At 67.9% G+C, this 23,211-nt stretch carries 22 protein-coding genes; 11 read left to right on the forward strand and 11 right to left on the reverse strand.

What is annotated here, in order from left to right; translation table 11 throughout:
- Nucleotides 1–106 precede the first annotated feature (106 nt).
- The 6 genes from F466_RS0110205 to F466_RS0110230 form a co-directional block, all read right to left on the reverse strand.
- Nucleotides 107–637 (reverse strand): phosphatase PAP2 family protein, encoded by a 531-nt coding sequence (locus F466_RS0110205; protein WP_018994065.1) that lies wholly within the window; start codon nucleotides 635–637, stop codon nucleotides 107–109.
- Nucleotides 612–1,799, reverse strand: coding sequence for a glycosyltransferase family 1 protein (locus F466_RS0110210; RefSeq protein WP_018138446.1), 1,188 nt, complete (start codon nucleotides 1,797–1,799; stop codon nucleotides 612–614). Before F466_RS0110210 ends, F466_RS0110205 begins: the two co-directional genes overlap by 26 nt.
- Before the next feature lie 65 nt (nucleotides 1,800–1,864).
- Complete coding sequence (locus F466_RS0110215) at nucleotides 1,865–2,611, reverse strand: 1-acyl-sn-glycerol-3-phosphate acyltransferase (RefSeq protein WP_018138445.1); 747 nt, start codon at nucleotides 2,609–2,611, stop codon at nucleotides 1,865–1,867.
- A 4-nt stretch (nucleotides 2,612–2,615) separates the two neighbouring features.
- On the reverse strand, nucleotides 2,616–3,431 hold the full coding sequence (locus F466_RS0110220; RefSeq protein WP_018138444.1) for a GNAT family N-acetyltransferase: 816 nt from the start codon (nucleotides 3,429–3,431) through the stop codon (nucleotides 2,616–2,618).
- Between the two features lie 113 nt (nucleotides 3,432–3,544).
- The gene (locus F466_RS0110225; protein WP_018175465.1) at nucleotides 3,545–3,958 is read right to left on the reverse strand and encodes a rhodanese-like domain-containing protein; all 414 of its coding nucleotides are present in this window, start codon (nucleotides 3,956–3,958) and stop codon (nucleotides 3,545–3,547) included.
- 92 nt (nucleotides 3,959–4,050) lie between these two features.
- Nucleotides 4,051–6,084, reverse strand: coding sequence for a thioredoxin domain-containing protein (locus F466_RS0110230; protein ID WP_018994066.1), 2,034 nt, complete (start codon nucleotides 6,082–6,084; stop codon nucleotides 4,051–4,053).
- Between the two features lie 72 nt (nucleotides 6,085–6,156).
- On the opposite strand from F466_RS0110230, the gene lgt reads away from it, so the two are divergent.
- The 4 genes from lgt (at nucleotide 6,157) to F466_RS0110250 (ending at nucleotide 8,981) form a co-directional block, all read left to right on the forward strand.
- Entirely contained in the window at nucleotides 6,157–7,002 is an 846-nt protein-coding gene (lgt, locus tag F466_RS0110235) for a prolipoprotein diacylglyceryl transferase (protein ID WP_018994067.1), read from the forward strand.
- Between the two features lies 1 nt (nucleotide 7,003).
- Nucleotides 7,004–7,822, forward strand: coding sequence for a thymidylate synthase (locus tag F466_RS0110240; protein WP_018138440.1), 819 nt, complete (start codon nucleotides 7,004–7,006; stop codon nucleotides 7,820–7,822).
- On the forward strand, nucleotides 7,822–8,316 hold the full coding sequence (locus F466_RS0110245; RefSeq protein ID WP_018138439.1) for a dihydrofolate reductase: 495 nt from the start codon (nucleotides 7,822–7,824) through the stop codon (nucleotides 8,314–8,316). Before F466_RS0110240 ends, F466_RS0110245 begins: the two co-directional genes overlap by 1 nt.
- Before the next feature lie 206 nt (nucleotides 8,317–8,522).
- Nucleotides 8,523–8,981 (forward strand): RT0821/Lpp0805 family surface protein, encoded by a 459-nt coding sequence (locus F466_RS0110250; protein WP_018138438.1) that lies wholly within the window; start codon nucleotides 8,523–8,525, stop codon nucleotides 8,979–8,981.
- A 39-nt stretch (nucleotides 8,982–9,020) separates the two neighbouring features.
- Here the strand turns inward: F466_RS0110250 and F466_RS0110255 are convergent, their stop codons facing one another.
- A complete protein-coding gene (locus F466_RS0110255) occupies nucleotides 9,021–10,565 on the reverse strand; it encodes a BCCT family transporter (protein ID WP_018138437.1) in 1,545 nt (514 codons plus the stop codon).
- Between the two features lie 24 nt (nucleotides 10,566–10,589).
- On the reverse strand, nucleotides 10,590–11,021 hold the full coding sequence (locus F466_RS0110260) for a YbhB/YbcL family Raf kinase inhibitor-like protein (protein ID WP_018138436.1): 432 nt from the start codon (nucleotides 11,019–11,021) through the stop codon (nucleotides 10,590–10,592).
- A 195-nt stretch (nucleotides 11,022–11,216) separates the two neighbouring features.
- On the opposite strand from F466_RS0110260, the gene F466_RS0110265 reads away from it, so the two are divergent.
- From F466_RS0110265 to F466_RS0110275, 3 genes are read left to right on the forward strand one after another with little or no spacing between them, the layout of a single operon-like run.
- Nucleotides 11,217–12,617 (forward strand): MBL fold metallo-hydrolase RNA specificity domain-containing protein, encoded by a 1,401-nt coding sequence (locus F466_RS0110265; protein WP_018138435.1) that lies wholly within the window; start codon nucleotides 11,217–11,219, stop codon nucleotides 12,615–12,617.
- Between the two features lie 21 nt (nucleotides 12,618–12,638).
- Complete coding sequence (locus tag F466_RS0110270; protein ID WP_018649297.1) at nucleotides 12,639–14,318, forward strand: Na/Pi cotransporter family protein; 1,680 nt, start codon at nucleotides 12,639–12,641, stop codon at nucleotides 14,316–14,318.
- Entirely contained in the window at nucleotides 14,315–15,415 is a 1,101-nt protein-coding gene (locus F466_RS0110275) for an RNA ligase (protein ID WP_018138433.1), read from the forward strand. The genes F466_RS0110270 and F466_RS0110275 overlap by 4 nt, the downstream gene beginning before the upstream one ends.
- A 10-nt stretch (nucleotides 15,416–15,425) precedes the next feature.
- Here the strand turns inward: F466_RS0110275 and F466_RS0110280 are convergent, their stop codons facing one another.
- Nucleotides 15,426–16,016 (reverse strand): RNA ligase partner protein, encoded by a 591-nt coding sequence (locus tag F466_RS0110280; protein ID WP_018138432.1) that lies wholly within the window; start codon nucleotides 16,014–16,016, stop codon nucleotides 15,426–15,428.
- Between the two features lie 136 nt (nucleotides 16,017–16,152).
- Here F466_RS0110280 and F466_RS0110285 point away from each other — a divergent pair, with 136 nt between their 5' ends.
- Nucleotides 16,153–17,004, forward strand: coding sequence for an HDOD domain-containing protein (locus F466_RS0110285; protein WP_018138431.1), 852 nt, complete (start codon nucleotides 16,153–16,155; stop codon nucleotides 17,002–17,004).
- Between the two features lie 79 nt (nucleotides 17,005–17,083).
- Entirely contained in the window at nucleotides 17,084–17,674 is a 591-nt protein-coding gene (locus tag F466_RS0110290; protein WP_018994068.1) for a BLUF domain-containing protein, read from the forward strand.
- 21 nt (nucleotides 17,675–17,695) lie between these two features.
- On the opposite strand, the gene guaA is transcribed toward F466_RS0110290, so the two are convergent.
- The gene (guaA, locus tag F466_RS0110295) at nucleotides 17,696–19,273 is read right to left on the reverse strand and encodes a glutamine-hydrolyzing GMP synthase (RefSeq protein ID WP_018649294.1); all 1,578 of its coding nucleotides are present in this window, start codon (nucleotides 19,271–19,273) and stop codon (nucleotides 17,696–17,698) included.
- Nucleotides 19,274–19,337: 64 nt separating this feature from the next.
- Complete coding sequence (guaB, locus tag F466_RS0110300; RefSeq protein ID WP_018994069.1) at nucleotides 19,338–20,798, reverse strand: IMP dehydrogenase; 1,461 nt, start codon at nucleotides 20,796–20,798, stop codon at nucleotides 19,338–19,340.
- Between the two features lie 193 nt (nucleotides 20,799–20,991).
- On the opposite strand from guaB, the gene F466_RS0110305 reads away from it, so the two are divergent.
- On the forward strand, nucleotides 20,992–21,747 hold the full coding sequence (locus tag F466_RS0110305) for a DUF4197 domain-containing protein (RefSeq protein WP_018138427.1): 756 nt from the start codon (nucleotides 20,992–20,994) through the stop codon (nucleotides 21,745–21,747).
- A gap of 47 nt (nucleotides 21,748–21,794) precedes the next feature.
- Nucleotides 21,795–23,210, forward strand: coding sequence for an exodeoxyribonuclease VII large subunit (gene xseA / locus F466_RS0110310; RefSeq protein WP_018994070.1), 1,416 nt, complete (start codon nucleotides 21,795–21,797; stop codon nucleotides 23,208–23,210).
- Nucleotide 23,211 lies beyond the last annotated feature (1 nt).

Consider the following 23,211-nt stretch of genomic DNA (forward strand, 5'->3'; position numbering starts at 1 on the left):
CCCGGAAACCGCATGGCGGTTATCCGGGACCTCGCGTGCACTGGCGGCGGCCGGCACGACGGAACACTTCCTGGACGACAGGTCGCAACCGCACCATCGGGCCCGTTCAAACCAGACCGGCCAGTGCCAGCACCGCCCCGGCCATACTGGCCCCGATCAGCGCCCCCATCGCGACGTCGCTGGGATAGTGCAGCGCCAGCACCAGGCGCGAAGCGGCGACCAGGGCGGCGAACGGCACCACCAGCCAGACCCAGACGGGGAACCATGCCACCAGCACGACGGTGAATCCCACCGCATGCATGGTGTGGCCGGAGGGGAAGCTGAACTCGTCCAGTGGATCTACCGTGCGGGTGAACGGACGGTCGCGGTTGCACGGTCGCGGTCGGCTGGTGCGACGCTTGAGCCACTTGTACAGCGGTAACGACGCCAGCCCCACCACGGCCATCTGCAGGCTGACCCAGGCGGCCTGCGGACCGTGGAACAGCGGCAGCAGGAGCATCAGCCCGTACCAGAACACCCCGTCCCCCAGCCGGCTGATCAGTCCGAAGAAGCGGCTGATCGCCCACTGACGATTGACCTGATTGCACAGCTGGCAGATCGCCAGCTCCGCCTCATCCATGCGCCGAGGCATGCGCATCACGGGCCTCCGTCTGCACCAGTTGCACCAGGACCGACTCGAAGCCGCCGATCACTTCGGACCAGTCCAGCGTGGACGCATGCTCCCGCGCACGCGCGCCGAGCAGCGGCCACTGCTCGGGATGGCCGGCGAGCTCGCGTGCCGCGCGCACGAAGGCCTGCTCGTCGACCCGGCGACTGCCGGTCAGCGAAACGCGGACACCCGATACGCCATCGGCCAGGTGCTCGTGAGCGGCGGCCGTATCGAAAGCGAGCACCGGAAGGCCGCTGGCCATGGCCTCGATCACCACATTGCCGAAGGTCTCCGAGGTCGACGGGAACAGGAACAGGTCCCCACTGGCGTAGTGCTGCGCGAGGGCCTGTCCGGTCTGCTGCCCGGCGAGAATGACATCCGGATGCGTACGCGCCAGACGCTCGCGCTGAGGGCCATCCCCCACCAGCACGAGCCGCGCATCGGAACGAATCGTCTGGATCGCGCGGAAGGCGGCGATCACCAGATCCAGATTCTTCTCCGCGGCCAGGCGTCCGACATGAATCACGACCGGCACCGGGCCACTCGCACCCCACTGCCCCCTCAGGGTCCGGGAACGACGCGCGGGGGTGAAACGCCGGGTATCCACCCCCCGCGCCAGGACACCTACTCGTTGAAACCCCTGATCCCGCAGTTCCTCGGCCAGCGCACGGGTGGGTGCCAGAGTGGCGCCACAGCGGTTGTGAAACCGGCGCAGCAGACGCCGCACCGGGAGCGTCAGCAGCCCCAGCCCGTAGTGGCGGGCATAGCCATCGAAACGCGTGTGAAAACCCGAGGCCACCGGGATGCCGAGCTGCCTGGCCACCGCCAGCGCGGCATGCCCGAGGGGTCCTTCGGTGGCGATGTACGCGACATCCGGGGGGGAGTGCCGCCACAGGCGGCGCAAGCGTCGAGTGGAGGGGAGGCCCATGCGCAGCCCCCGGTAGCCGGGGATCGCGATACCGGGCAGCGTGACATCCTCGGGGCTCGTTGCATGCCGGGGCCCCGCGACGGGCCGATCGAGCCCCTGCCGCGGGCGAATCACCTGGACCCGATGGCCCCGTTCCCGCAGCCCCTCGGTCAGCCGTTCGAGGGTATGCGCCACACCATTGACCTCGGGTGGCCAGGTCTCGGTCACGAGGGCCACGTTCAAACGACCTGGATTCGGGCCACGCGATGCAAGGGAAAACGGGACTGGCATCGTCGCGGCCTCCATGGTCAGCGCGCCTTTCGTCGCTTCGTGGCGGGCGGGTCCAGGGGCTCGGCGGGCAGCCCCAGTCGCTCGACGATCGCGTCCCGCGAGGCCTCGGCCAGCGAGCGGCGATCCTCTTCGGCGGTTTGCAGCGGCGCGAGGAAATGCACCTGCACGCGGGTCTCGCGGCGGCACAGCAGCTGCCAGGCATTCACCAGCAGGCGGTCGTCGTCGGTATAGGCGACGGGGACCGGGCCGCCCTCGGGGCGCTCGTAGTCCAGCGCCACCGGCTGCACCGGATGGCCGTTCTCGGCCACCGCGGCAAACAGGCGCGGATGAAAGCGGCGCACGCCCTGCCCGCGGCTGGTCGTCCCTTCCGGGAACACGACGAAGTGCCGGCCCTCGTCGAGGCCCTCGCGCATGGCCTCGATGTGGGCGTTCGCCTCGCCCGCACCGCGGCGGATGAAACGCGTGTCGTGCTGGCGCGCCAGCCAGCCGATCACCGGCCAGCGGGCAATCTCGTCCTTGGACAGAAAACACGGGTCCACGGCCGCGCCGATCAACGGGATGTCCAGCCACGAGACGTGGTTGGCAACCACCAGCGAGGCCTGTTGAGGCCGTGTACCGGTCAGGCGAAAGCGCACACCCGCCAGCCACAGCGCGCGATCGTACCAGTCGCGGCGGATGCGGCTGCGCGTCTCGAAGTCATCACCCCGGCGCGACATGCGCCAGGTCAGCCAGACGCCTTTCAGCAGGTGCAGGAGAATGCGCATCAGCCTACCCGATGCCCGCAGGCTTCCCGTCATGGTGCAACCCTCGGCTTGCGGGCGCGATCGCGCCCAGGAAGTGCCGATGGTAGCGATCCGGAAGGTCCCTGACATCCAGTAGGACCAGCAGGTCGGCGACGTTGAAGTCGGGATCGTGACAGGCCTCGCCACAGATACGGGCGCCCAGGCGGAGGTAGGCCTTGAGCAGCGGCGGCAGACCGGCGCGCGACGGCGTGCCGTGCCAGATGCTGAGCGAGTTGGGCAGTGGGCGGCGCGGCGTGACTCGGAGGCGCGACGGGCCGCGGTGGAACAGGCGCAGCCACGAGAGCTGAGCCGGGGTCTGTTCGGTCAGCGGCAGACTGGCGCAGCCCATCAGATACTGATACTGCCTCGCGGTCATAAAGCGGGCGAGACCGGACCACAGCGCGTTGATCGCCGCACCCTGGCGCTGATCCGCGCGCACACAGGTGCGCCCGATCTCCAGCGTCTTGCCGGGCAGATTCATCAACGGACCCAGCTCGAACTCGGCCAGTGAGTAGAAGCCACCGGCAATGGCCGCGCTCTCCTCGGTCAGGATGCGTGTGCAGGCGACCAGCTCCCCGGTGCGAGGCTCGCGTACCAGGAGGTGATGGCAGTGGGGGTCCAGATAATCGGCACCCAGTTCGCGTTCGGCGTCGGGGATCCGCGCGCCCATCTCCTCCGCGAACACGGAGTAGCGCAGGCGCTGAGCGGCCTCCAGATCGCCCGGTCCGGCGGCCAGATGAACGCGAAAGCCCGTCTCGGCGTGAGCCGCCTTTACGGGCGGGATGATCTGCGGTGCGGACATGGGCGCCACCTCCGGTTGAACTGTCCCGGAGACTACGCCCGCGATTTGACGGCCTCGTGTAACCCGCGTGACGTTCCCGTGAACACGCCACGGGTGTCAGCAGGGAGGGTTTTCTACGGCAGCTGACCGGTATAGGCGCCGGATTCCACCGGCAGGTCCTCGGCCTCCCAGCCCTTTATGCCGCCGGCCACGTTCACGACCTGGCCAAAGCCCATCTCGCGCAGGCGCTGCACCGACATCGCGGCACGTCCGCCCGTGGCGCACATCACGGCCACCGGCTTCTCGCGGGCGTTGACCAGTGCATCGATGCGATGCGGGGTGTTCGGATCCGCCGCGCCTTCGAGCAGGCCGCGCGGGATCAGCAGCGAATTCGGCACATGGATCTTTTCGTATTCATACGGCTCGCGCACGTCCACCAGCAGCCAGTCCTCGCCGGCCTCCATCTTTTCGGAGAGGTCCTCGGGGGAGATCTCCTCGACGTTCTGGCGCGCCTCGGCGACGAAATCCATCAGCTTCTTCTCGCTCATTCGAACCTTCCCTTTTGCAATGATCTGGATGTTTTTGTGGGAGCCTGCTTGCGGGGCTGACCCATTCTACTGTGGGTGCGCGACCAGGCGTTTCAACCCGGTGAGAGCGCGTTGTCCAGCGCCGCGGGGTCGGTTACCGGCGCCTCGCAGTGCAGGCCGCGGCAGAGATAGGCGCGCACGCCAGACTCCGGCGGCGCCTTCTCCGCCAGGGCCGCCGGCAGGTCGTCGACCTCGCCCGCGATGGCGAAGCCCCATGCCGGATGGCCCTGTGACCGCAGGCGCTGCTGCCAGGCCGGCAGCTCGTCCGCCGCGCCGCGCAGCACGACGAGCGGCGGCGGCTGCTGGTGCATATCCAGCGCAATCAGCAGGCTCATGTGGCCCAGCGGGGCCTGCTCGATCATCGGCCCGGCGTTGGCCAGCGTGCGTTCGGCGGCCTCCAGGTAGCGCGGCTCGGCCAGCAGGAAGCCGAGTTTCTGCATGGCCTGCGCGGCGATGCCATTGCCGGCGGCCATCGCGTCGTCGGCGTAGACCTTGGGCCGCTGGATCAGCGCCTCGTGATCGCGCGCGGTGTAGAAGAAGCCGCCGTGCTCGGTATCCTCGAAGTCGTCCAGCAGGGCCTCCGCCAGGGTCGTAGCCCAGCCCAGCAGGTCGCTGTCCCATTCGGCTTCCAGCAGCGCCAGCGTGGCCTCCAGCAGCAGGGCGTGGTCGTCCAGATAGGCCCGTGGCAGCTCGCCGGTCGCCCCTTCGCGGTAGCTGGCAAACAGCCGGCCATCGCGCCAGAGCCGTTCACGCACCGCATCCATCGCCGCGCGGGCGAGTCCCAGCCAGTCGGGCCGCCCGAGCGCGCGCGCGGCGCGGGCGAGCCCGGTAATCATCAGCGCGTTCCAGGCGCCCAGGATCTTGTCGTCGCGATGCGGCCGCACGCGCTGCTCCCGCGCGGCCAGCAGGCGCTCGCGGGCGCGGCCGAGGCGCGCGTTCGCCTCGGGCTCGTCGATGCCCAGGGCATCGGCCACGGTCGCGATCGGGACCACCTCGTGCAGGTGCCAGCGACCCTCGAAGTTCGCCGGGCCGTTCAGTCCCCAGACCCGACTGGCGACCGCCCATTCGTCCTCCGCCAGCAGGCCCTCGACCGTCTCCGGATCCCAAACGTAGAAGCGGCCTTCCTCCCCTTCCGAATCGGCATCGAGACTGGAGTAGAACGCGCCGGAGGGGTCGCGCATCTCGCGCTCCAGCCAGGCGACCGTCTGCTCGGCCACATGCCGCGCGCGGTCGTCACCGGCGGCCGCGCGCTCGGCATACAGGCCCAGCAAAGGCCCGTTGTCGTAGAGCATCTTCTCGAAGTGCGGGATCATCCAGCGCGCATCCACCGAGTAGCGGCAGAAGCCGCCGCCGACCTGGTCGAAAATCCCGCCGGCGGCCATCGCCGCGAGCGTCCGCTCGAGCATCCGGTCGGCCTCGGCGTCATCGTGGCGCGCCGCGTGCCAGGCCAGCCATTCGAGGCTGGCCGGGTGCGGGAACTTGGGTGCGTCGCCGAAGCCCCCGAACTGCTCGTCGAAGGTCTGCGCCAGTTCCGCCCGCGCCTTGTCCAGCACGCCGATCGCCGGGATCGCCCCGCCCGCCGGGCGGTAGATGCGTGCCAGCGCCTGCTGCAGCGATTCGTTCTGGCGCTGGATCTCGTCGGGATGCTCCGCGAGGAAATCGGCCACCCGGGTCATCAGGTCGACGAACGACGGCAGTCCGTGGCGCGGAGTGCTGGGGAAGTACGTGCCGGCAAAGAACGGCACCTGGTCAGGGGTCAGGAACACCGTCAGCGGCCAGCCTCCCGGGCGCTGGGACAGCAGCATGTGCGCGTTCTGATAGATACGGTCGAGGTCGGGACGCTCTTCGCGATCCACCTTGATGTTGATGAAACGTTCGTTCATCACCTCGGCGGTGGCCGGGTCCTCGAACGATTCATGCGCCATCACGTGGCACCAGTGACAGGCGGAGTAGCCGATCGACAGCAGGATCGGCTTGTCCTCACGGCGGGCGCGCTGCAGCGCGTCCTCGCCCCACGGATACCAGTCCACCGGGTTGTCGGCATGCTGTAGCAGATACGGGCTGCTGGCCCCGGCCAGTCGATTCATCGCACGACCTCCCTGGAAAGCGGATTCGCCCCGACGGGTACAGGTGCACGCCAGGGCCAGGCCGGGTAGCATGTGCAGCCGATTTTCCATCCGCAAGCGACCATGCCCACGCACCCGTTTATCGATCCGGTAGCCCTGTCGCTGGGCCCCCTGACCCTGTACTGGTACGGGCTGATGTACCTGATCGGCTTCGTGGCCTTCTGGGCACTGGGCGCCTGGCGTGCGCGCACGCAGGGCTGGGCGCCCCTGCAACCGGTTCAGGTCGGCGACCTGCTGTTCTGGGGCGCGATCGGCGTGATTATCGGCGGGCGCCTGGGCTATGCCCTTCTCTACAACCTGGATGCCACACTCGCCGACCCGGTCAGCCTGTTCCGTGTCTGGGAAGGTGGCATGGCCTTCCACGGCGGCCTGGTCGGGGTACTCGTAACCTCCTGGCTCTATGCACGCCGGCTGGGCGTGGGCTTCTTCCGCCTGACGGATTTCATTGCACCGCTGATCCCGATCGGCCTGGGCGCGGGACGCATCGGGAACTGGATCAACGGCGAGCTGTGGGGCAAACCCACCGACCTGCCCTGGGCGATGATCTTCCCGGCCGCCGACTATGTGCCGCGCCACCCATCGCAGCTCTACCAGGCGTTCCTCGAGGGGCTGGCGCTGTTCGTGGTGCTGTGGATCGTCTCGCGTCATCCGCGCCGCACGGGGCTGGTCTCCGGGCTGTTCCTAACGCTCTACGGCGGCTTCCGCTTCCTGGTCGAATTCGTGCGCGTGCCGGATGCGCATATCGGCTATCTGGCCTTCGACTGGCTGACGCTCGGCCAGGTACTGAGCCTGCCGGTCATCCTGTTCGGGATTGGTCTGATCCTCTGGTCACGCAAGAATGCCGTGCCGGAATCCCGCCCGGCCACCGAGAACGCCTGACATGCAGCAATACCTCGACCTCGTCCGCCACATTCGTGAACACGGCACCGACCGCCCGGACCGCACCGGCACCGGCACGCGCTCGGTGTTCGGCTACCAGATGCGCTTCGACCTGGCCGCGGGCTTTCCGCTGGTCACCACCAAGCGCACCCACCTGCGCTCGGTGATCCACGAACTGCTGTGGTTTATCCGCGGCGAGACCAACATCGGCTATCTCAAGGAACACAAGGTCCGCATCTGGGACGAGTGGGCCACCGAGGACGGCGATCTGGGCCCGATCTACGGGGCACAGTGGCGCAACTGGGCCGGGCACGACCAGCTGGCCGAACTGGTGGACAACCTGAAGCAACGCCCCTACTCGCGGCGCCACATCATCAGCGCCTGGAACGTGGCCGACCTGCCGGACGAGTCCGTCTCACCACAGGAGAACGCGACCGCCGGGCGCATGGCGCTGGCGCCCTGCCACACCCTGTTCCAGTTCTACGTCGCCGACGGCCGGCTGTCCTGCCAGCTCTACCAGCGCAGTGCCGATGTGTTCCTGGGTGTGCCGTTCAACATCGCCAGCTATGCCCTGTTCACGCACATGCTGGCGCAGGTGGCCGGCCTGGAACCGGGCGACTTCGTGCATACCTTCGGCGACGCCCACCTGTATCACAACCACGAACAGCAGGTGAACGAGCTGCTGGGCCGCGAGCCCCTGCCGCTGCCCACCCTGCACCTGAATCCCGAGGTCACGGACCTGTTCGCGTTCACCTTCGACGACATCGAGGTGCGCGACTACCAGTCGCACCCGCCGATCAAGGCGCCGGTGGCGATCTGATGGCGGCCCCCGAGATCCACCTGATCGTCGCGCTGGACCCGGACCATGTAATCGGACGCGACAACGATCTGCCCTGGCATCTGCCGAAGGACCTGCAGCACTTCAAGCGCGTGACCGACGGGCACCCGATGATCATGGGCCGGCGCACGTTCGAGTCCATCGGTCGCCCCCTGCCGAAGCGCCGCAACCTGGTGCTGACCCGCCAGGCAGACTGGCAGGCCCACGGCGTGGAGGTCTATCCGGACCTGGACAGCGCCCTCACCTCCATCCCCGAGGGCCCGGCCTTCGTGATCGGCGGCGCAGGGCTGTTTGCCGAGGCCCTGCCCCGGGCCTCCGTGCTGCACCTGACACGCGTGCACGAACCCCATGCCGGGGACACCTGGTTCCCGGCCATCAACCCCGATGACTGGGACTGCGTCTGGTCCGAACACCACGAACCCGACGACCGCCACGCCTGCGCCTTCACCTTCCAGCGTCTGGAACGTCGCCGCTAACCCCCACCCTGCCATGGGACACTGTGCCGGCCCGGAAAGCCTTCGCGGGCAGGCCGCGCCACTCGTGCCTATACTCGGTAGAAACACCCAGGACCGCAGGTCGCCCTGACGGCGCTGCACCCGATGGTTCCGGACCGGCAAGCTCACAAGCGGCGCGCTGTTGGTCGAGCCCGGTCATATCCAACAGCTTCGCGCGGAGGGATGCCATGCTGCGCAAGACGACCTACACGATCCTTGCGGCCGGGGCGCTTGCCCTTTCCGGCTGTGCACACTACGGGGGACAGGAGCAGGCCGGCATGGTGATCGGCGGCGCCCTGGGAGGCCTGCTCGGCGCCGAGGTCGGCGCGGGGCGTGGGCGCACCGCCGCGATCATCGCCGGCACCCTGGCCGGCGCGGCGATTGGCGGCGCAGTCGGCCGCTCGATGGACGACGTCGACCGCATGAAGACCGCCCAGACCCTGGAAACCGTACGCACGGGGGTGCCAGCGCAATGGGTCAATCCGGATACCGGACACCAGTATGCGGTGACCCCCACCCGGACCTTTGATACCGCGACCGGACCCTGCCGCGAGTACACCATCGATGCGACCATCGGTGGTCAGCGCGAACAGGTCTATGGCACGGCATGCCGCCAGCCGGACGGGAGCTGGCAGGTCCAGAGCTGACCGCAGCACACCCAGCCCGGTCGCTGCCCGAGCGATGGGTCAGCGCCAGGGCGGATCCACGCCCTCGACCCGGTACTCGCGGCCCAGCGCGCGCATCAGGCTGATGCAGCAGAACACCAGGATGATGGCGACCGGCAGCCCGGCGGTCAGGGAACCGGTCTGCAGGCTGTCCAGCGCGCGCTCGCCGCCAACGATCAGCAAGGTGGCGGCCACTGCCCCCTCGGTAATGCCCCAGATCACCCGCTGGCGCTTCGGCGAGTGCTTCGAGCCGCGCGAGATCAGCGCATCGACCACATAGGTGCCCGAGGCCGACGAGGTGATGAAGTAGGTCGCAATCAGCAGGGTCGCCACGCCGGAGGCGATCGTGGTCCAGGGCAGCTGCGCCAGGGTCGCGTACAGGGCCACGGTGGTGTCCTCGGCGACCGCCGCGGCGATACCCGCGCCATCGTCGAACAGCTCCATGTGCAGCGCGGTGCCGCCGAAGATCGCCATCCAGGCGAACACGAACAGGCTGGGCAGGGCGAGCACGCCGACGATGAACTCGCGGATGGTGCGCCCGCGCGAGATGCGCGCGATGAAGATGCCGACGAACGGCGACCAGGCGATCCACCACGCCCAGTAGAACATGGTCCAGTCCTTCTGCCACTGCGAGCCGCCGATGGCATCGGTGTGCAGGCTGAGCTGGACGATCTGCTGCAGATAGCCGCCGGTGGAGTCGAGGAAGAAGCGCAGGATGAACAATGTGGGCCCGGCGATCAGCACGAACAGCATGAAGCTGATCGCCAGTACCAGGTTGAACACGCTGACCCACTTCAGCCCGCGGTCCAGCCCGGAGATCACCGACAGCACCGCCACCGCGGTGATCGCGGTGATAATGCCCACCTGCCACCAGTGCGAGACCGGCATGTCGACCAGCACGTTGAGCCCGGTATTGAGCTGCATCGCCCCGAAACCCAGCGAGGTGGCCAACCCGAACAGGGTGCCGAATACCGCGAGGATGTCGATCACATGCCCGATCGGGCCGTAGATGCGGTCCCCCAGCAGCGGGTAGAAGATCGAACGGATGGTCAGCGGCAGGCGGTGACGGAAGCTGAAATAGGCGACCGACAGCCCCAGCACCACGTACACCGCCCAGGCGTGCAGTCCCCAGTGAAAGAAGGTGTAGACCATCGCCTGGCGCGCGGCCGCGTCGGTCTCGCCATCGCCGGTCGGCGGATGCTGGTAGTGCAGGATCGGCTCGGCCACGCTCCAGAACACCAGCCCGATCCCCATGCCGGCAGAGAACAGCATCGCGAACCACGCGGCAAAGCCGAACTCCGGCCGGTCATCCGGCTGCCCCAGGCGGATGGCCCCGTAGCGGCTGAAGCCCAGCCAGATCAGAAAGCCGAGGAAGAAGGTCACCACCAACAGGTAGCCCCAACCGAGATACTCGGTGATGAAGCCGTGGATCCTGGCGAACACCTCGCTGGCGGTGTCGGGGAAGATCACCCCGAAGGCGACGAACACCACCACCATAATCGCGGAGGCAGTGAACACCGTCGGGTTCACCGTGGCGAAGAAGGCCTCCGGTCGGTAGTGGCTCATGCCGCGGCCTCCCCGCGGGCGGAATCAGGCCGGCGCATCGGGATCCGCGCCCGCGTCCGCCGAGCACAGCGCCCCGGTGAGGTCCGCCTCGTCGAGCACGTGCCCCTCGGCCACGGCATCGAACTGGCTGCGGGTCGCCCCCGCCTCCAGCTCCAGCTCGGCATCCAGCGCCAGCAGGCGGAAGCGGTAGTGATGACAGCCCTCCGGCGGCACCGGGCCGAGATAGCCGACCTTGCCGAAGGCATCCATCCCCACGCGCCCCTCGCGGGGCAGGTGCAGGGCATCCACGCAATGCGTATCCGGTGGCAGGTTCCAGACCAGCCAGTGGGTGACCTCCCCCAGCGGCGAGTCCAGGTCTTCCAGGATCAACGCGAGACTGCGTGCACCCGCCGGCACATCACGAATGTCCAGCTGCGGCAACTCGTTGGCATCCCGCGCCGAGACCTCGATCGGCATCCGTTCTCCGTCTGCAAACGCCGGACTGCTCAGCCGCATCGCCTTGCAACCTACCCCGTGGTCCTGTTGACAGCCTCGCCCGCCGGCCGGGGTGGGTCAACCCATGCGGTCAACTGCCACGCCCGGGGTTGATCCGGATCAAGTGCGAACGCTTTGCTTGCCCATTACACCCACGTCCCGCGTACACTTCCCCTCATGGCACAACTGACCTTTCAGGGGGCAACCGGCGAGGTCACCGGTTCGCGTTATCTCCTCGAGACCGACGACGCCCGCATCCTGCTGGAATGCGGCATGCACCAGGGCAACAGCGAAGCGGACGAGGCCAACCGCGCCTCGCTCGTTGAACTGGCGGAAACACTCGACGCAGTGGTGCTGTCGCACGGCCACCTCGACCACTCGGGGCTCCTGCCCAAGCTGGTGCGCGATGGCTACCGCGGCCCGATCTACTGCACGCCAGGCACCGAGGAGCTGCTCGAGATCATGCTCGAGGACGCCGCGTTCGTGATGAGCAAGGACATCGAGTGGGAGAACAAGTGGCGCCGGCGCGCGGACAAGCCGCTGCTGGAGCCGGTCTATGACATCGACGACGTCGCCACCACCCTCGGGCTGTGCGAGGCCGTGCCCTACGGCCAGGCGCGCAAGATCGCGGGCGGAATTGGCCTGACCTTCCGCGATGCCGGGCATATCCTCGGTTCCGCGATCGTGGACCTGATCGTGCCCTCCGGCGGGCGCGATCGGCACCTGGTGTTCTCGGGCGATCTCGGCAACGCCGACGCCGTGCTGATGCACGACCCGGCACGCCCGGAACACGCGGATCACGTGCTGCTGGAGAGCACCTACGGCGACCGCGACCACCGCCCGATGGAGGAGACGGTCGAGGAGTTCGCGCAGGTCCTGGCCGAGGCCGACAAGAGCGGCGGCAACGTGCTGATCCCAGCCTTCGCCGTGGGCCGCACCCAGGAGATCCTCTACCACCTGAGCATGTTGCACCACGCCGGGCGCCTGCCGCAGCAGAAGGTCTTCCTCGACAGTCCGATGGCGATCAAGGTCACCGAGCTGTACGCCCGCCTGCGCCGCACGCTGGACCCGGAGGACATGGACCGGCTGCACCAGGCCGCGAATGGGGATCCGGCGGCCTACCTGCCGGGGCTGCAGGTCTGCCGCACGGTCGAGGAATCCATGGCGATCAACCGGATCACCGGCGGCGCGATCATCATCGCCGGCTCCGGAATGTGCAATGGCGGGCGCATCCGGCACCACATGAAGTACAACCTGTGGCGGCGCGAGGCGCATCTGGTGATCGTCGGCTTCCAGGCGACAGGCACGCTGGGCCGGCGCCTGGTCGACGGCGCCGAGCGAGTCAAGCTCCTGGGCGACGAGGTCGCGGTGAACGCGAAGGTCCACACCCTGGGCGGCTTTTCCGCCCATGCCGGGCGCAGCCAGCTGATCGACTGGGCGCGCGCCTTTCAGGACCAGCCGGTATTCCACCTCGTGCACGGCGAGCCGGAGGCGCGCGAGGCCCTGGCCACCGGCCTGCGTGACGAGCTGGGGGCCGAGGCGCATGCACCCGCCTTCGGCGAGACCATTACGCTGTAACTGCGCGAAAAATAAGGACCGATGCCGGAGGCCGAAGCCGTCAGCACCTACGCCCTGATCGCCGGCTTCCTCGGCGGTCTCGGGCTGTTCCTGCTCGGGATGACCCTGCTGACCGACGGCCTGAAGACCGCCGGCGGCAGGGCGTTGCAGCACATCCTCGGGCAATGGACCCGCACCCGGCCGCGTGCCCTCGCCTCGGGCATGGGCGTGACCGCGCTGGTGCAGTCCTCCAGCGCGGTCACGGTCGCCACCATCGGCTTCGCCAATGCCGGTCTGCTGACGCTGGGCCAGTCGGTCTGGGTAATCTTCGGCTCCAACGTCGGCACGACCATGACCGGCTGGCTGGTCGCACTGATCGGCTTCAACATCCGCATCGAGGCCTTCGCCCTGCCGGCGATCGGCATCGGCGCCCTGCTCTACCTGTTCATGAAGGCCGCACGGCCGCGCTATCTGGGCCTGGCGCTGGCCGGCTTCGGTCTGCTGTTCTTCGGGATCGACGTGCTGCGCGAGGCCTTCGAGGGACTGAGCGCCACCTTCGACCTGGGCGCGCTGGCGCGTCCCGGTTTCGCCGGGCTCCTGATCATGGTCGGCATCGGGGCACTCCTGACCGTGCTGATGCAGAGCTCCTCGGCCTCCATGGCCATGGCCCTGACCGCCGCGATGAGTGGCGCGGTACCGCTGGAAGCGGCCGCCGCGGCCGTGATCGGCGCCAACCTCGGCACCACGGTGAAAGCGCTGCTGGTCGTAATCGGCGCAACCCCGAACGCCAAGCGCGTCGCTGCGGCCCATGTGATCTTCAACGGCCTGACCGCGATCGTTGCGCTACTGATCCTGCCCTGGTTCCTGGCCGCGATCGCCTGGATCTGGGGCAGCACCGGCGAGGCCCCGGCGCCGGCGGTGCTGCTGGCGCTGTTTCATACCGCGTTCAACCTGCTCGGGGTGGCGCTGATGGTGCCAGTCGCCCCGCCGATGATCCGCTGGCTGCAGGGCCGCTTCCGCACTATCGAGGAGGACATCGCCCGGCCACAATACCTGGACCGCAGCAGCTCCGGGGTCCCGGATCTCGCCCTGCAGTCGCTGATCCAGGAGACCGAGCGCCTGGCCGACATCGGCCACTCGATGGCCCGCGAGGCCCTGCAGACCGCGCCGCCGGCGGCCGGCACCCTGGACCGCAGGCGCCTGGCCGCGGAGCAGCTGACCCAGGCCATCGCCGACTTCGCGGCCCATACCGCGAACCACCCAATGCCGGAACAGGTCGGGCACGGAATCGCCGAAGCCGTGCGCATTGCCCGCTACCATCGCGAGGTCGCCATACTGGCCGACGACATCGCCGACCTGCGCCGCCAGTCCAGCGGCGAGGAGCGCCCGATCGTGACCGAACAGCGCCGCGCCTGGCAGGAACAGGCGATCCGCGCCCTGGACCTGTGCAACCTGGAGGCGGACGATGGCGACAATGGGCATGAACTGGCCGCCGCAGAGGCTGTAGACACGGTGGAATCCGCCTATGCCGAATTGAAGGCCGCCCTGCTGCGCGAAGGCACCTTCGGCTCGCTGAGCATGGCCGAGATGGAACGACAGCTGCGGATCATCAGCATGGCGCGGCGCCTGGTAACCCAGGCCGGCAAGGCCCGCCGCCACACCGAGGCCCTGAAGGATCAGATCCGGGGCCTGAGGAAGACCCCGACAGAAGAGAACGCATGATCGACCACGAAACACTGCAGGATGCCGTCGCAAATCGCCGCGCCGAGGCCCTGACGTTTGACGGGCTGGAGTACGCACGGCTGCTGGAACCGGTTAATCACTACCCGCGCGGATCCGTAGTATTGCCGGACGGTTCAATAATCCCCGGCTACCCGGCAATCGGACGCATCCAGTCGCTGGAAGCCGGGCTGCCCCGTCAGTTCGACCAGCCCTTCTGGGCGGAGGAGAAGATCGACGGCTTCAACGTGCGCATCCTGCGCTGGCACGGGCGCATCTATGCCTTCAGCCGCGGCGGCTACGTCTGCGCGTTCAGCACAGACCGGGTGACGGATTTCATGGACCCGGTGATCTTCGACGCCGAGCCCGACCTGATCCTGTGCGCAGAGATCGCCGGTCCGGATACGCCGTACCTGGAAGGTTCCACCCCCCGGGTCGCACACGATGTGGGCTTGTTCGTCTTCGACTTGATGCGCCTCGGCCAGCCCGGCTTCGTGCCCCAGCCAGAGAAATTCTCTTTGATCGAGCACCACGCACTGCCCCCGGCGCCCCTGCACGGACAGTTCACCCCACACGACACCCAGGCGCTCGGGCAATTGATACGGCGGCTGGACGAGGAAGGGGCCGAGGGGCTGGTCCTGAAGACCGTGGACGGGCAGCACCGCGCCAAATATGTCACCGGGAGCTCGTGCATCTCCGATATTCGCGTATGTTCGGAACAACTGCTCGACCTGCCGCCAGAGTATTTCACCAACCGCCTGACGCGCCTCGCCATTTTTCTGTCCGAGCACCCGTCCCGGCACCACACCGATCTGGAACAGATTCTCGGCGATGCGCTCCTTTCAGGGCTTTACGGGGCGGTCGGGCAGCACCGCCGGCAGGGCCATGTCGGCCATCGCTATCGCTGCCGCTTCCGCGAGCGTGCCAACGCGCTGCATTTCATGAACCACATGCGTGCCACCGGCGGACGCCACGTGGCCTTCGCCGACGACGCACCGCGCCAGGAAGATGGCTACTGGCTGCTGGAATTCGACCGCCAGTTCGACCGCATCACCGGCACACTGGCCTCCGCCCTGGCCGGCGAACGCCAGTACGATTGAGCCGGCGCGCTCAAATGCCGGGGCGCTCCGCCTCTGCGAGGTTCTCCATCACCCGGCGCAGATAATCGGCGGTGACGAGCTTGATGCCCATGCGGTTGCCCAGTTTGCGCATGCCCTCATCGGCACTGGCCAGCTCCGCATCCAGCTCCATCGCCAGCAGAACGGCATCGACGTCCTCGCGCGAGTCCACCAGGCCCTTGCGCATGGCCTCGCGAAAGCGCTCGCGCAGCTGGGTGATGAGCTCGGGTTTGAGCGACTCCGCCGCACCCGCCTGGCGCGTGTGCTCCTCGGCGATGCGCAGCCCGCGGTCGATACGCGTGCGCACCTCGTCGATGAACTCGTAGAGGATGTCGCTGGGTAGTGTCAGGGCGAAGCGACGCGGCGAGCGCACCCAGACCACGGTCTCAAAATCCGCGGCCAGGGCCTCCAGGTCGCGCATGCCGCGGAATTCCTCGTACACCGACAGCGGCATGTAGAACTCGGCCGGGCAATCGCGCGCCAGATGCAGAAAGGTGCGCAGGATGTCCTCCGCGTCCGCGCCAAACTGGCCCGCCACATGCGGGTTGGTGAACACACTGGTATCCAGCACGAAGCGGCGCATCACGACCTCCTGTCGGGTTCTTTCTCCATCATCGGCGGCGACCGCAAACCCGTCAACCAAGGCCATGTTCGGATCGGCGCCAGGGGCACCCTGTGGCATAATCCCGCCTGACCTCCCAGCCATACAGGGACGACCCTTGGCCACCCGCGCGGAAGTGGAAAAATTCCTCGAGCGACTGCGCTCGGATCTGGAACGTCAGCAGATCGATATCCCGACCCTTCCGGATATTTCCGTGCAGGCGCTGTTTATCGTGCAGGACGACACCAGCTCCATCGCCGATCTGGTCAACCTGATTTCGCGTGACACGGCGCTGGCGACTCGGCTGGTGCGCCATGCCAACAGCCCCGCCTATCGGGGACTGAGCCGCTGCGCGACCATCCGCTCCGCGGTGACCCGACTGGGCATGGAGCGGGCGCGCCAGACCATCATCGCCCTGTCGATGAAAGAGGTCTTTCAAAGTGGCAACGACGCGATCCGGCAACGCATGGAAGCATTGTGGAACCACAGCCTCGAGGTCGCGATCATCAGCTATCTGCTGGCGCGCCGGCATCCGCATCTGGACCCGGACACCGCCCTGCTCGCCGGCCTGGTGCACGACATCGGGATGATCCCGATCCTGCGCCGTGCGGAGAAGACGCCGGCGATCTACGAGGATCCACGCGCCCTGCAGGCAGCGGCAGATGCCGCACACGTCGCGATCGGCCGAGCGATGCTGAAGAACTGGAACTTCGAGCCGGAGATCATCCGCGCGGTCGCGGACCACGAGAACCTCCAGCGCGAACCAGATGCCGAGTCCCCGATCAGCTACAGCGACGTCGTACAGGCCGCCAACATCGAAAGCCATGTCGGCACCCCCCACCGTCTGGCCCACATCGATCGCGAAGGGGTCGCTTCGCTGCGCCGCCTGGCCCCGCGTTCGTCCACCCGGGACCTGGACTGGGAAAGCGACGCGATTGGCCTGGAGCACGTCAACCAGATCATCGAATAGGGTCGACGCTCATCCCACTGCGGAACGTCCGACCCCGGGCGTGGTCTTCCCTACATATCCATTCAGAGATGTTCCGCTGATGACGCTCCAGCTGGTGTATGTCAGCCGCGCGGCCTTTGCGCGCCACGAACATCCCGCCCAGGGCATCGAGCCCGAGGTCGGGCGGATCCTGCTGCAGTCGCGCCAGAACAACCCCCGGGCCGGCATCGTGGGTGCCCTCTATTACGGCGACGGCCACTTCTTCCAGTGCCTGGAGGGCGAGCCCAAGGCCGTCTACGCGACTCTGGAGCGCATCCGTTGCGACCCGCGCCACGAAGAGATCACCGTACTGCGCGAACGCGAGCTGGAGCGCGCAGGCTTCGGAGAGTGGTCGATGAAATATGTCCCCGCGGCCGGCGAGGTACGCGCCCTGTTGCAGCAATTCGGGCAGCGCCGGTTCGATCCCTTCGGCTTCGACGACCAGCAGATTGAAGCGATGCTGGATCTCCTGCGCAGCGGACGCGACAGCGAACTGGAGACGACACCCGCGATCAGCGGGAGCACGCCTTCAACGAGCCCCGCCCCGCCGGGCGATCGGCGTCGCCTGCTAGCCCTGGCGGGCTGGGTCGCGGCCGCCGTGGCCGCAGGCATCGCCGGTACGGCGGGCTATCTGTTCCTGGCCGGGGGCTGAGTTAGCCACCCCCCGCAGCGGCTATTCCCACTCGATCGTGGCCGGGGGCTTGCCGGAGATGTCGTAGGTCACGCGCGAGATGCCGGGGATCTCGTTGATGATCCGGCGCGAGACGTGGTCGAGGAAGTCATACGGCAGGTGCGCCCAGCGCGCGGTCATGAAATCGATGGTCTCCACCGCGCGCAGCGCGACCACGTAGTCGTAGCGCCGGCCGTCGCCCATCACCCCAACGGACTTCACCGGCAGAAACACCGCAAACGCCTGCGAGGTCTTGTCGTATAGATCCGCGGCACGCAGCTCCTCGATGAAGATGGCGTCCGCCCGGCGCAGTAGCTCAGCGTATTCTTTCTTCACCTCGCCCAAGATGCGCACGCCCAGACCCGGCCCCGGGAACGGGTGGCGGTAGACCATCTCGGTGGGCAGGCCCAGCTCCACACCGATCTTGCGCACCTCGTCCTTGAACAGCTCGCGCAGTGGCTCCACCAGCCCCAGCTTCATGTTCTCCGGCAGCCCGCCCACGTTGTGGTGCGACTTGATCACATGCGCCTTGCCGGTCTTGGAGTCGGCCGACTCGATCACGTCCGGGTAGATCGTGCCCTGGGCCAGCCACTGCACGTTGTTCAGCTTCGCGGCCTCCTCGTCAAAAACGTCGATGAACAGCCCGCCGATGACCTTGCGCTTGGCCTCCGGGTCCTCGACCCCGGCGAGCGCGCGCATGAAGCGGTCTTCGGCGTCCACGCGGATCACGTTCACGCCCATGTGGCGGGCGAAGGTCGCCATCACCTGGTCGCCCTCGCCCAGGCGCAGCAGCCCGGTATCCACGAACACGCAGGTCAGCTGGTCGCCGATCGCCTTGTGCAGCAGCGCCCCGACCACCGAGGAGTCCACCCCGCCGGACAGGCCCAGCACCACGTGGTCGTCCCCGACCTGCTCGCGCACCCGCGCGGCCATGTCGTCGATGATGTTGTCCGCAGTCCACAGCGACTCGCAGCCGCAGATCTCGTGCAGAAAGCGCTCCAGGATGCGCTGGCCCTGAGTCGTGTGCGTGACTTCGGGGTGGAACTGCACGCCGTAGAAGCCGCGCTCCGGATCGGCCATGCCGGCGATGGGCGCGGAGTCGGTGGAGGCCATCAGGCGAAAGCCCTCCGGCAGCTCAGTCACGTGGTCGCCATGCGACATCCACACGTCCAGCAGGCCGTAGCCCTCCGGTGTGGTGTGGTCCTCGATGTCGCGCAGCAACGGGGTGTGGCCGCGCGCGCGTACCTGGGCATAACCGAACTCGCGGCGCTCGGACGGCTCGACCCGCCCGCCCAGCTGCGCGGCCATGGTCTGCATGCCGTAGCAGATACCCAGAACCGGCACGCCCAGTTCGAACACCGCATCCTCGGCGCGCGGCGGCTGGTCGACGTTCACCGACTCCGGGCCGCCGGACAGGATGATGCCGGTGGGATTGAACGCGCGGATATCCGCCGCCGGCATATCCCAGGCGTGCACCTCGGAGTAGACCCCGGCCTCGCGCACGCGGCGGGCGATCAGCTGGGTGTACTGGGAGCCGAAGTCCAGCACCAGAATGCGGTGGGCGTGAAGATCCTGGGTCATGAGGTCATCCGCTATACCGGCCGGACGGCCGGTGGGGTATCGGGACCGGGCCGTGACGGGCCGGTCAGTCCATTCGGTAGTTCGGGGCTTCCTTGGTGATCGCCACGTCGTGCACATGGCTCTCGCGCATGCCGGCGGCGGTCACGCGCACGAAGTGCGGCTTGCTGCGCATCTCCTCGATGTCGTGCGCGCCGACATAGCCCATGGACGAGCGCAGCCCGCCCATCAACTGGTAGATGATCGCGACAATCGAGCCCTTGTACGGCACCCGGCCCTCGATGCCCTCGGGCACGAACTTGTCGGCCGAGCTGTTCGGGTCCTGGAAATAGCGGTCCGAGGAGCCCTGCTGCATCGCACCCAGCGAACCCATACCGCGGTAGATCTTGTAGGAGCGGCCCTGATAGAGCTCGACCTCGCCCGGGGCCTCCTCGGTCCCGGCGAACATCGAACCCAGCATCACGCAGTTGGCGCCGGCGGCGATGGCCTTGGCCAGGTCGCCAGAGAAGCGCACGCCGCCATCGGCGATCATCGGCACACCGGTACCCTTCAGCGCCTCGGCCACATCCGAGATCGCGGTGATCTGCGGCACGCCCACGCCGGCCACGATACGGGTAGTGCAGATCGAGCCCGGGCCGATCCCGACCTTCACGCCATCGGCCCCGGCCGCGACCAGATCCTTCGCGGCGGCGGCGGTGGCGATGTTGCCGCCGATCACCTGCACGTCCGGATAGTGCGTTTTCACCCAGGCCACGCGATCCAGCACGCCCTGCGAGTGACCATGCGCGGTATCCACCACCAGTACGTCCACCCCGGCCTCGACCAGCGCGGCCACGCGCTCGTCGGTACCGGCACCCACGCCGACCGCCGCGCCCACGCGCAGGCGACCGCGATCGTCCTTGCAGGCGTGCGGGTGTTCGGTGGACTTCTGAATATCCTTGACGGTGATCATCCCGCGCAGCTGGAAGTCGTCGTTGACCACCAGCACCTTCTCGATGCGGTGCTTGTGCAGCAGCTCCAGCACGTGACCGCGGTCCGCGCCCTCGGGCACGGTGACCAGCCGCTCGCGGGGGGTCATGATCTCGGTGACCGGGGCCTCCATGCGAGTCTCGAAGCGCAGGTCGCGGGAGGTCACGATGCCAACCAGGTCATTGCCGTTCACCACCGGCACGCCGGAGATGTGATTGGCCTGGGTCAGCTCCACGACCTCGCCGATCGTCGCGGTCGGGCCGATGGTGATCGGCTCGCTGATTACCCCGCTTTCGTGCTTCTTGACCTGCTGAACCTCGGCGGCCTGGGCCTCGACCGACATGTTCTTGTGCACGATCCCGAGCCCGCCTTCCTGCGCCATGGCAATCGCCAGACGCGCCTCGGTCACCGTATCCATCGCGGCGGAGACGACCGGCGCGCTCAGCTGGATTTCGCGGGTGATGTTCGTGGTCAGATCAACATCGCGGGGGACGACATTCGAATGCCCCGGGATCAGCAGCACGTCATCGAAGGTCAGGGCTTCACCGAGTATCCGCATGCATCGCTCCAGGACAGTCCAGCGGGGGAAAGAACCGATATCTTTCCCGGAATGATAAATAGCCGTTCAGTATAAATTTTCCGGCCACCTCCCGACAAGCAGACCGGGCGAACGCCGTACATGTCGCCCGGCAGACGCGAAATCGGCACCCTGCTACGATGACCGTCCTCGTTTCAAGCCACCGAGCCCCTTCATGCCCTGCCTGAGCCGCCGCCGACTGCTTGCCCTGATGCTCGCACCCGGGCTGCTGACGGTTGCCGCGGCACCGACGGCCAGCGCCAGCTGGTGGCCCTTCAACCCCGACGTGCTGCGCGCGCTGACCCGCCGCCCGGACGCCTCCGACCTCACGACGGCCGAGATCATCGAGGCAGTACACGAGGCCCTGATCATCGCCTCCCATTCGGCCACCGAGACCCTGTCCCAGCGCAACGGCTTCTTCGGCAACCCGGACGTGCGCGTCCCGCTGCCGGAGGTACTCGCGACCGCCCGTCGGTCGCTGGATCGCATCGGCATGGCCACGCCGCTGAACCAGCTTGAGGAGCGGATGAACCGGGCCGCCGAGGCCGCTATACGCGAAGCCCGCGAGCCACTGGTACGGGCCGTCTTCGCGCTCGACCTGGACAACGCCCGCGAAATCCTGGTCGGCGACGACGACGCCGCCACCCGGCATCTCGAACACCACGCACGCGCCGAAATCACCGAGACGATGCGCCCGGCCATCCAGCAGAGCCTGGAGCAGGTGGAGGCCCTGGACACCTACGGTGAGCTGAAGGAGCGCATGCGCGACATCCCCTTCCTCGCGCGCGTGCGCTTCGACCCGGTCGAGCACGTCCTGGAGCATGCGATGGAAGGCCTGTTCTTCATGCTGGCGGAGGAAGAGGCCCGCCTGCGCGCCAACCCGCAGGGACGCGGCACCGATGTCCTGCACCGCGTGTTCCGGCGACAATAGCCCTTCGCCACGCACATCCCGAACACCACGTCCGTGAATCCCGAACCATGAGCGACGCCCCCGTACTGACCGTCACCGAACTCAACCAGTGTGCCGACGGCCTGCTGCGCGACGGCCTGGGCCGGGTACGCGTGGAGGGAGAGGTCTCCAACCTGCGCCAGTACGCCTCCGGCCACCAGTACTTCTCGCTCAAAGACGCGAACAGCTCGGTCAGCTGTGTGCTCTTTCGCGGCAATGCCCGCAACGCTGCCCGCTTCGCCGATGGCGACGCGGTGCAGATCCAGGGCCGTGCCGGGATCTACGCGGCACGCGGCCAGTTCCAGATCATCGTCGAGCAGCTGCAGCCGGCCGGCGAGGGCCAGCTCCTGGCAGCCTTCCAGCGCCTGAAGGAAAAGCTCGCCGCCGAGGGCCTGTTCGACCTCGAGCGGAAGAAGCCCCTCCCCACCTGGACCCATCGCCTCGGCGTGATCACCTCCACCCAGGGCGATGTGCGGCACGATATCGAACGCACCCTGGCGCGGCGTTTCCCTCTGCTGTTGCCCTTTACCCTCTACCCCACCGCGGTACAGGGCGCGCAGGCCGCCAGCCAGATCGTCGCGGCCCTGGAGCAGGCCGCCCGCGAGGGCATCGTGGACGTGATGATCCTGGCGCGCGGCGGCGGTTCGCTGGAGGATCTGCAGGCGTTCAACGAGGAAAGCGTGGCCCGCGCCATCGCCGCGTCGCCAATCCCGGTCGTGACGGGTGTCGGGCACGAGACCGATACCACCATTGCGGACTTCGTCGCCGACCTGCGCGCCTCCACCCCGACCGCGGCGGCCGAGGCAGTCAGCCCGGATGGCGCCACCCTGCGCCACCGGATCGAACGGGCGCGCGACCGGATGACTACACTTGCAGGCCAGCGCGTTGCCCAGCACCGGCAGACGCTGAACGCCCTGTGGACCCGACTCGAACGGCGCCACCCGCGCCAGCTGATGGAACGCAACGCGCAGCGCCTGGACGACCAGCACGAGCGCCTGCAACGCGCCTGGCAGCGCCGGCACGAGCAGGCCGGCCAGCGCCTGCAGCATCTACGCCTGCGCCTGGCCGGGGCCTCCCCCGGCAACCGCATCGCCTCCGCGCGGATGCGCCTCGACCATCTGCACCAGCGTCTCGCGCGCGCCGCCCCGGCACACGACATCCGCACACACCGCGAGCGCCTGGCACGCCTGCACCGGGATCTCGAATACCAGATGCGTCAGGCCCTGACGATCCGCCAGCAGCGGCTGCAGGCCACCCGGCGCCAGCTGAGCGCCCTCGGCCCCCAGGCGGTCCTGGAACGCGGCTATGCGATCCTGCAAACGAAAGAAGGACAGGTCCTGCGCGACGCCGCAAGAACCGAGATCGGCGCGCCGCTGCAGGCCCGCCTGGCGCGCGGCGCACTCGAGCTGAAGGTGACGGCGACGAAATCGCCCGAGGGAGACTGAA

It is taken from the genome of Thioalkalivibrio sp. ALgr1 (assembly GCF_000378285.1).
In the GTDB taxonomy this organism is placed as follows: domain Bacteria; phylum Pseudomonadota; class Gammaproteobacteria; order Ectothiorhodospirales; family Ectothiorhodospiraceae; genus Thioalkalivibrio.

Coding starts and splice junctions, on each gene's coding strand:
- F466_RS0110240 (WP_018138440.1), top strand. CDS start 7,004: ATGCAGCAATACCTCGACCTCGTCCGCCACATTCGTGAACACGGCACC.
- F466_RS0110305 (WP_018138427.1), top strand. CDS start 20,992: ATGCCCTGCCTGAGCCGCCGCCGACTGCTTGCCCTGATGCTCGCACCC.
- xseA (WP_018994070.1), top strand. CDS start 21,795: ATGAGCGACGCCCCCGTACTGACCGTCACCGAACTCAACCAGTGTGCC.
- F466_RS0110265 (WP_018138435.1), top strand. CDS start 11,217: ATGGCACAACTGACCTTTCAGGGGGCAACCGGCGAGGTCACCGGTTCG.
- F466_RS0110255 (WP_018138437.1), bottom strand. CDS start 10,565: ATGAGCCACTACCGACCGGAGGCCTTCTTCGCCACGGTGAACCCGACG.
- F466_RS0110270 (WP_018649297.1), top strand. CDS start 12,639: ATGCCGGAGGCCGAAGCCGTCAGCACCTACGCCCTGATCGCCGGCTTC.
- F466_RS0110220 (WP_018138444.1), bottom strand. CDS start 3,431: ATGTCCGCACCGCAGATCATCCCGCCCGTAAAGGCGGCTCACGCCGAG.
- F466_RS0110260 (WP_018138436.1), bottom strand. CDS start 11,021: ATGCCGATCGAGGTCTCGGCGCGGGATGCCAACGAGTTGCCGCAGCTG.
- F466_RS0110250 (WP_018138438.1), top strand. CDS start 8,523: ATGCTGCGCAAGACGACCTACACGATCCTTGCGGCCGGGGCGCTTGCC.
- guaA (WP_018649294.1), bottom strand. CDS start 19,273: ATGACCCAGGATCTTCACGCCCACCGCATTCTGGTGCTGGACTTCGGC.
- F466_RS0110205 (WP_018994065.1), bottom strand. CDS start 637: ATGCGCATGCCTCGGCGCATGGATGAGGCGGAGCTGGCGATCTGCCAG.
- F466_RS0110225 (WP_018175465.1), bottom strand. CDS start 3,958: ATGAGCGAGAAGAAGCTGATGGATTTCGTCGCCGAGGCGCGCCAGAAC.
- F466_RS0110290 (WP_018994068.1), top strand. CDS start 17,084: ATGACGCTCCAGCTGGTGTATGTCAGCCGCGCGGCCTTTGCGCGCCAC.
- guaB (WP_018994069.1), bottom strand. CDS start 20,798: ATGCGGATACTCGGTGAAGCCCTGACCTTCGATGACGTGCTGCTGATC.
- F466_RS0110275 (WP_018138433.1), top strand. CDS start 14,315: ATGATCGACCACGAAACACTGCAGGATGCCGTCGCAAATCGCCGCGCC.
- F466_RS0110215 (WP_018138445.1), bottom strand. CDS start 2,611: ATGCGCATTCTCCTGCACCTGCTGAAAGGCGTCTGGCTGACCTGGCGC.
- F466_RS0110280 (WP_018138432.1), bottom strand. CDS start 16,016: ATGCGCCGCTTCGTGCTGGATACCAGTGTGTTCACCAACCCGCATGTG.
- F466_RS0110230 (WP_018994066.1), bottom strand. CDS start 6,084: ATGAATCGACTGGCCGGGGCCAGCAGCCCGTATCTGCTACAGCATGCC.
- F466_RS0110245 (WP_018138439.1), top strand. CDS start 7,822: ATGGCGGCCCCCGAGATCCACCTGATCGTCGCGCTGGACCCGGACCAT.